We start from the raw sequence: 8986 nt of genomic DNA on the forward strand, positions 1-8986 counted from the left end.
AGAAAGTGTGGTAATGATGGCAAGAAGGACACACCTGTCACCATGTCGAACACAGAAGTTAAGCTTCTTAGCGCCGAGGGTAGTTGGGGCATTGCCCCTGTGAGAGTAGGACGTTGCCACGCTTTTGGTTTATCCGCAATAGCTCAGTTGGTAGTAGCGCATGACTGTTAATCATGATGTCGTAGGTTCGAGTCCTACTTGCGGAGTATAGCGCATTTATGCGTTTTTTTTTACAATCATTTAAGTGTGATGTATATAAAATATAATGCCGGCTTAGCTCAGTTGGTAGAGCGTCTGAATCGTAATCAGAGGGTCGAGGGTTCAAGTCCTTTAGCCGGCATTTTGCTGCTTTAGCTCAGTTGGCAGAGCGCAACCATGGTAAGGTTGAGGTCGTCGGTTCAATCCCGATAAGCAGCTTATCTAAAAATCTAATTTAAAAATGTTTTTAACGTGTGTTAACGGTATGTTGACACACGTTATTTTGACTATTTAATTGTTTTATGTCAATAAATAAAAAATGTTAATCAAAAATGCCTCAATAGAATCCAAAATATCTTATAAATTATATAGTTAACTCTAACAATTACGATTTGTTGTGCTATAATGTAAATAAATTTATGGATAAATATTGTGGGAGGTATGTAAAATGTACGGAAAGAGGAATGTATTGGGTGAAAGAGTACGTAAGTATGCTATAAAAAAATATTCTATTGGTGTTGTTTCGGTTTGTGTAGCTTTTGGGGTTTTATTTATAGGGTGTAATGAATGCGTTTACGCAGTTGAAAAAAATATGGTTGATGTGACTGAAAATACTGAAAATAAAAAAACTTTAGAAAAAGAGTTGTTAGACAAAAAAAGTTTACACAATAATGATGATAAAATTCCTGCAAATATTGATAATAATGTAAATGATGTAGAGAATAGAGAAAAAGAAACTGCATTAGAAACCTCTTTAGAAAACCATTCTTCTTTTAGAATGGCAAATGTGGATGTGAATGATGTAAAAGCCATTATTCCATTAGATAATGAAGGAAATATTAATGAAACTATTAGTAATGGTACAGTGGATAAAGTTTTAGTGATAAAAAATGATGGAACAATTACAAAAGAAGAAGCAAATGGTTCTTATGCGTACGAACCAAAACAAGTTGTAGATGATAACCAATTAGTTCCAGCTATTGAAGCGTTTAAAGAAGTTGAATATGATGATTTATATACTATATTGCAACCAAGAGTTCGTTTTTTAGAAAGACTTCAAATTCAAAATGATTTAAAAAAAGAAATCGGACGAGAGCCTACAGAAAATGAATTGAATGCTCGTATTAAACAAGTATATATGGATAAGTTGGATATGAGACACCAATTTGAACATGTAAAAGATAATATCGAAAATACAATAAAAGGACTTGTCGAGCGTTCTGTTCAAACAGATATGAATAAGATCATAGAGAATAAATCTCAGATTTTATTAGGTTTATCTTATTTAGAAAGACAATATCCTTTTAAATTTGATACTATAAAAGCAAAAGATTTAATTTTGTATCATCCAGAAATATATGGTACAAAAACCGATCCATTGGATAGATTGATTGATATTGGGCGTCTAACCTATGCTGATGTTGAATTATCAAATACAGATAAAACATATGAGAAAAGAATCAAATCTATTACAAAGCAAAATACAATTTATGACTTTATTGTAAATCATGTTAAAATGTTTGAACCAAACTTGACACCGAGCGATTGGTTTAAACAAAATACAAATGTGATAATTGTTGAATCTGAGAGTCCTTATGCAGATTCTAATTTATTCAAGAAGATGTCACATGATACACGATTACGCTCACATTTAATTCCGTTATTAACGGTTAATGAAAAAAGTTTATATGCAATTAGTACTATGAGTACGGTTACTTACGGTTTATTGGATTCATATTTAAAAGATAAAACAGATGAGGTGGCATTTGAGTCTTTCAAAGAAATGATGAAAGAAACAGCTGTTAAACAAGAAGCCTTTGTCGATTTTTGGTATCGTATTAGTGAAAAAAAAGATAGATTATTTGAAGGAAATGATATTTTAGTTATTGATACGATGAGAAGATATAGTGATAATCCAACTGAATCAGGGAAACAATCATGGTTGCCGTCGTATGGTGAAAATAGTGTAGATGGTATTCGTCAGTTTATGGCTCCATTTAGGTATCATTTAGATTTTTTACAAGCAGATGGACAAGCTACTGGGGATATAGTGAATCATTTTTTAGCAAAAACATTAACCGATAGAGGACAATCTGTTTATACTCATGAAATCACGCACATGCTAGATCAAAAAGTTTGGTTTAATGGATATGCCAGACGTGAAGGTCAGGGTGTTGAAGTCTATGCTAGAGGTCTATTTGAGTCATTAAATAATACAAAAGGTGCTTCTGGTTATGAATCAATTTTTAATTTAAATACCACGTATGAATTACGTGGAGAGGGACGAACACAAAATGAGTCGCCTAATCGTTTTCAAAAAGAATCTGATTTAAAAGAGTATATGCAAGGGATAATGGATGTTTTGTATACATTAGACTATGCAGAGTCTGAATCTATACTCAAACAATCTAATGATAATAGAGCAATTTTATTAAATAAAGTAACGCTTATACCAGATGCAAAACGAACAAATCAAGTAAAAGACAGCTTTTCAAATATTGATGAAACAACAGCAGGAAGTTTGACCTCTATCAATGATTTTATTGATAAAGGTATTGTATCCGGTCGATTAGCTTTTAAAGGGCGTCAAACTGTTGGAGAAGCAACACCAAATGGATATCATGTTGTTCCACTTTTTGAGCCAATATATGCAGGTGTTCAAAATGATGTCGGTTCAGTAGGTGATGTTACGTTTAGACGTTATGCCTACGAATTGTTGGCTGAATATGGGTATAAAAACGGGATGATTCCATATCTATCTAATCAGTATGCCAATGATAAAGAAGCTTTGGCAGCTATTTTAGATAATGCTTATCAGGGAAATTTAGCTATATTTAAAAAAGATATGTTTAAACGCCGTATTGAAAAAGTAGATCAATTAAAAGAAACGCCATATTTTAAAAAATATAGTGAATTACAGACATTAATGGATGAAGCAATTGTTAAAGATTTAGAGCAGATGAAGAGAAATAAACAATATGGACAAAATATTTTGATTGGGGTTACTGCTGTTCATGATTTAAAACAAAAAATATTTGAATTTTATTTAAACGACACGAGTGATTTTAGAAATACTATCTACAAAGAAACCGTTTACGGCAAAGACATTGAAGAAACTCGTGAAGATATTCCGATTACGATTACTCACCGTGAAGACGCAAACCTTTGGGAAGATGAAACAAGAACAGAGGTTGGGGAATTAGGTGTAAAGCTTATTACAAAAATATGGACAACCGAAAACGGAGTGCGATTAGGAGAGCCAATCATCGTTTCTAAAGTTGAAAAAGCAATGGTACCTACTGTTATATATAGAGGAACAAAACCAATTGACAGTGAAACTGTTACAGAAACAGAAGAGGACATTCCAGTTACGATAAAAGAAGAAGCAGATGCGACAATGTATACAGATGAAGTACGCACGGAAGAAGGACAAGTCGGACTAAAACGTGTGAGAAAAGTACAACATTTTAAAAAAGGCGTTGCTTTTGGAGAACCTGTTGTCACCGAAGAAGTGATAAAAGCAATGGTACCGACTGTTATATATAGGGGGACAAAACCAATTGACAGTGAAACTGTTACAGAAACAGAAGAGGACATTCCAGTTACGATAAAAGAAGAAGCAGATGCGACAATGTATACAGATGAAGTACGCACGGAAGAAGGGCAAGCAGGACTAAAACGGGTAAGAAAAGTACAACATTTTAAAAAAGGCATTGCTTTTGGAGAACCTGTTGTCACCGAAGAAGTGATAAAAGCAATGGTACCGACTGTTATATATAGGGGGACAAAACCAATTGACAGTGAAACTGTTACAGAAACAGAAGAAGACATTCCAGTTACGATAAAAGAAGAAGCAGATGCGACAATGTATACAGATGAAGTACGAACGGAAGAAGGGCAAGTCGGACTAAAACGTGTGAGAAAAGTACAACATTTTAAAAAAGGCGTTGCTTTTGGAGAACCTGTTGTCACCGAAGAAGTGATAAAAGCAATGGTACCGACTGTTATATATAGGGGGACAAAACCAATTGACAGTGAAACTGTTACAGAAACAGAAGAGGACATTCCAGTTACGATAAAAGAAGAAGCAGATGCGACAATGTATATAGATGAAGTACGCACGGAAGAAGGACAAGTCGGACTAAAACGCGTGAGAAAAGTACAACATTTTAAAAAAGGCGTTGCTTTTGGAGAACCTTTTGTCACCGAAGAAGTGATAAAAGCAATGGTACCGACTGTTATATATAGGGGGACAAAACCAATTGACAGTGAAACTGTTACAGAAACAGAAGAGGACATTCCAGTTACGATAAAAGAAGAAGCAGATGCGACAATGTATATAGATGAAGTACGCACGGAAGAAGGACAAGTCGGACTAAAACGCGTGAGAAAAGTACAACATTTTAAAAAAGGTGTTGCTTTTGGAGAACCTTTTGTCACCGAAGAAGTGATAAAAGCAATGGTACCGACTGTTATATATAGGGGGACAAAACTTAAAGACCAATCGGAAATAATTGAAAATATACCATTTACGATTGAAACGATTGAAGATAATACTTTGACTATTGGAACAAGAATTGTAGAACAAGTAGGGAAAGTTGGTAAAAAACGCATTTATATTGTTAATGGTGTAGAAAAAGAAGAAGTTATCATTCAACCTGTAATTGAAAAAGTACGAATTGGAACAAAAAAAGTAGTATCTATGGAGAGTATCGCTTCAGTTGTATTGTCTAATAAAAAGGAAATTTATTTAAACAAAAAAATAATAAAAAATGTTGAACAAGAAGTATCTAAAGATAAAATATTACCAAAAACAAGTACTAAAAATATCCCAATAGAGATAGGTTGGTTGTCTTTATTTACTAGTTGGCTATTGTATATAATTAGAGTAAAAAAAGAAGATTAGTTTAGATGATGAAAATGATGTGTATCAAGTGGAGTAACCATTTGGTACATTTCTTTTCTTTTAGAGTAAAGTTAAAAGTTATGTTGGTACAAAGTAGAGATATATAATATGTATTAAACTTAAAAGAATAAAGGTACCTATTTTTAAAAGAAGATTTTAATTGGATAAAACATCGATTTATCAATGTTTTTTACGCACCATGAGGGAATCGAACCCCCATTTTAAGAACCGGAATCTTACGTGATATCCATTACACTAATGGTGCTAGACTAGTATCAGTTTACTGAATTTTTATAGTAAATTCAAGTTAAAAATATTTAAGCGTTATATAACAGGTTGTTTTTTGTTTATAGAACTGTTACAAAAAATTGTGACAGATTTATCATACTTTTTATATTTTTTATAAAAAGCTAAAAAAATATATGTTTTTAATAGATAAAAGACTTGATTTTATTTTACATAGCTGTACTAATTGTGATACAATAACTGTATCAATAAGTAATATACTTTTGTTAAAAACATCACAAGAAGGAGAATGAAAATGGCACAAACAACAAAAGAATTGTTAGCTGGATTTGAAGATAAACAATGGGCTGGTTTTAAAGGAACAGCTTGGAAAGAAAATATTGATGTTGCACAATTTATTCGTGATAACTATACAGAATATAAAGGGGACGAGTCTTTCTTAGCAGAAGCAACAGAGGGCACAAAAAAATTAAATAAAGTATTCCAAGATTTACTTGCTAAAGAAGTTGAAAATGGCGTTGCAGATATGGAAGAAAAAGTCGTATCAACGATTTTAGCTTACGATAAAGCCTACATTAGTGATGAATTAAAAGATTACGAAAAAATTATTGGTTTACAAACAGACAAACCATTAAAACAAGGTTTAAATCCTTTTGGTGGTGTGCGTATGGCAAAACAAGCCTTAGAAGCGTACGGTTATAGTTTAGATAAAGAAGTAGAATCAATCTTTACAGATTGGGTACAAACACATAACCAAGGTGTATTTGATGTTTATGATGATTCTATTCGTAGAGCACGTCGTAACAAAATCATTACAGGTCTGCCAGATGCTTATGGTCGTGGACGTATTATTGGTGACTATCGTCGTGTTGCGTTGTATGGTGTAGATTTCTTAATGAAACAAAAATATCAAGATTGGAAAAATCTTGAAAAAGAAACTTACACTGATGAAGAAATGCAATTACGTGAAGAAGTTTCAAAACAATATCGTGCTTTAAATGACTTAATCAAATTAGGGGATTTACACGGATTTGATTTACGTCGTCCTGCTCAAACAGCACAAGAAGCTATTCAATGGACTTATTTAGCATTCTTAGCAGCAGCAAAACAAACAAATGGTGCGGCAACATCACTAGGACGTATGGATGCATTCTTTGATATTTATATTGAACGTGATTTACAAGCTGGTTTAATTACAGAGCAAGAAGCACAAGAATTTATTGATCATTTTGTAATGAAATTACGTATGATTCGTTTTGCACGTACGCCTGATTTTAATGATGTGTTCTCTGGTATGCCAACATGGGTAACATTATCTATTGCAGGTATGAATAATGATGGACGTTCATTAGTAACAAAAACAGCATTCCGTTGCTTACATACATTGTATACAATGGGTGAGTCACCAGAACCAAACTTGACAATTTTCTATAACGAAAAATTACCATTGGCTTATCGTCAATATTGTGCACAAGTATCTATTGATACATCTGCTATTCAATATGAAAATGATGCTGTTATGAGTATGAGATTAGGTTCAACTGATGCTGCGATTGCATGTTGTGTATCTCCATCTGTTATGGGATTAGAGCATCAATACTTTGGAGCACGTTTCTCTGGACCAAAAGCATTATTATATGCTGTATCAGGTGGTATTGATGAAAAAACACGCGATCAAGTTATCGAAGGTTTAGAACCAATTACTTCAGATTACTTAGATTATGATGAATTGATGGAAAAATTAGATAAAGTATTGGATTGGACAGCTAAAACGTATATGCGTGCATTGAACATTATTCATCGTTCTCATGACCGTTATGCGTATGAATCAAGTCAAATGGCTTTATTAGATACACATCCACATCGTTACTTTGCAACAGGTATTGCAGGATTAGCGTTAGTAGGAGATATGTTATCAGCTGTTAAATACTCAAAAATCCGTATTATTCGTGATGAAACAGGTTTCCCAGTAGATTATGTTGTAGAAGGAGAACAATTCCCAACATTTGGTAATAATGATGATCGTGTTGACTCATTAGTAACAAACTTCTTACATGATTTCATGGAACGTTTACGTAAATTACCAACATACCGTAATGCAGAGGTAACAACATCTATTTTAACAATTACATCAAATATTGTTTATGGAAAATCTTTAGGAAATGTATTCACAGGTTCTAACCCAGAAATCGTAGGATACCGTGAACCATGGACACCAATCGCACCAGGAGCTAACCCTCAATATAATTCTGTTAAATCAGGTGCTTTAGCTGCACTATCATCAGTTGCGAAAATTCCATTTGATGATGCAAAAGACGGTAGTTCATATACATTTGCTATTCATCCAAAAGCGTTAGGACGTGATGATAGTGATCGTCGTGCGAATTTAGCAACAATGTTAGATGGATACTTTGTGAAAGGTGGACATCACTTAAACGTTAACGTATTAAATCGTGAAAAACTAATTGAAATTTTAGAACATCCAGAAGAAAATCCACATGCTGTATTACGTGTATCTGGATATGCATTGTACTTAAATAAAGCAACAAAAGCACAAATTGCAGATATTTTAAATCGTGTTATTCACAATCAATTCTAATCTGTGTGTGATGAAAAGCTGTAAGTCTTTCTTGCAGCTTTTCTGTTTATTATGATAAACTAATTGTAAAGAAATCAAAGAAAAAGGAGGTAAGCGCATGACTGTTTTAGGAAGGGTTCATTCAACAGAGAGTTTTGGTTCTGTTGATGGTCCTGGTATTCGTTTTGTAGTTTTTATGCAAGGGTGTCATTTGAGATGTCAATTTTGTCATAATCCAGATACTTGGCGGCTAGGTCAAGGAGGACGTGAGTGGACGGCAGAAGATTTATTGAATGAAGCATTAAAGTATAAAGAGTTTTGGGGAGAACGAGGGGGTATCACGGTTAGTGGCGGAGAACCTTTAATTCAAATTGATTTTTTAATTGAATTTTTTAAATTGGCAAAAGAAAAAGGTGTCCATACGACATTAGATTCTTGTGCAGCTCCATTCACATTTGATGAGCCATTTTTTTCAAAATTTAATGAATTATTAAAATATACAGATTTGATTCTATTGGATATTAAGCAAATTGATGACGAAGAGCATAAAATATTAACAGGACGAAGTAATCAAAATATTTTAGATGCGGCAACATATTTGTCTGAGGTAAATCAACCTGTTTGGATTCGACATGTCTTAGTACCAGGTGGTTCGGATAAAGATGAATTGTTAGTACGATTAGATAAATTTGTGAAAACATTGAAAAATGTGAAAAGGGTAGAAGTGTTACCTTATCACAAGTTAGGTGTCTATAAATATGAGGTGCTAGGTATTCCGTATCCTTTAAAAGATGTGGAGCCACCTACACCAGATCGTGTAGAAAATGCTAATCGCTTATTACATTGTAAAGATTATACAGCTTATTTATCTATGTGAAAAATAAGTGTATAGATGATAAAAAGATATGTTGAGGTATATCAACATATCTTTTCAGACTGTTGACAATATATCTAAAAAATCCAACGTATTTTTCCAGTTTTGAAAAATACGTTGGATTTTACATTTAAAAATGATAAATAAAGAACTATATTGTAAAAAATGGCTATCTCTCGTGAGT

General features: G+C 33.2%; 3 protein-coding genes, 4 tRNA genes and 1 rRNA gene. 7 read left to right on the forward strand and 1 reads right to left on the reverse strand.

The features are described from left to right. Nucleotides 1–6: 6 nt before the first annotated feature. The 5 genes from rrf to GMA11_RS08725 all read left to right on the forward strand — a co-directional run bounded on the left by rrf (nt 7) and on the right by GMA11_RS08725 (nt 5104). Nucleotides 7–122, forward strand: a 5S ribosomal RNA gene (gene rrf / locus GMA11_RS08705). A 10-nt stretch (nt 123–132) separates the two neighbouring features. Further along, nucleotides 133–206, forward strand: a tRNA-Asn gene (locus tag GMA11_RS08710). 61 nt (nt 207–267) lie between these two features. Further along, nucleotides 268–340 (forward strand) — tRNA-Thr (locus GMA11_RS08715). 4 nt (nt 341–344) lie between these two features. Then, nucleotides 345–417: transfer RNA gene (locus GMA11_RS08720), tRNA-Thr, on the forward strand. Nucleotides 418–646: 229 nt separating this feature from the next. Then, the gene (locus GMA11_RS08725; RefSeq protein ID WP_163546765.1) at nt 647–5104 is read left to right on the forward strand and encodes a ZmpA/ZmpB/ZmpC family metallo-endopeptidase; all 4458 of its coding nucleotides are present in this window, start codon (nt 647–649) and stop codon (nt 5102–5104) included. Between the two features lie 193 nt (nt 5105–5297). On the opposite strand, the gene GMA11_RS08730 is transcribed toward GMA11_RS08725, so the two are convergent. Continuing rightward, nucleotides 5298–5369 (reverse strand) — tRNA-Arg (locus tag GMA11_RS08730). A gap of 270 nt (nt 5370–5639) precedes the next feature. Here GMA11_RS08730 and pflB point away from each other — a divergent pair. After that, the gene (gene pflB / locus GMA11_RS08735; RefSeq protein WP_163546766.1) at nt 5640–7949 is read left to right on the forward strand and encodes a formate C-acetyltransferase; all 2310 of its coding nucleotides are present in this window, start codon (nt 5640–5642) and stop codon (nt 7947–7949) included. A gap of 97 nt (nt 7950–8046) precedes the next feature. Continuing rightward, the gene (gene pflA, locus GMA11_RS08740; RefSeq protein WP_163546767.1) at nt 8047–8805 is read left to right on the forward strand and encodes a pyruvate formate-lyase-activating protein; all 759 of its coding nucleotides are present in this window, start codon (nt 8047–8049) and stop codon (nt 8803–8805) included. Nucleotides 8806–8986 lie beyond the last annotated feature (181 nt).

The sequence above is a fragment of the Granulicatella sp. zg-ZJ genome, assembly GCF_010892355.1.
GTDB lineage: Bacteria > Bacillota > Bacilli > Lactobacillales > Aerococcaceae > WM01.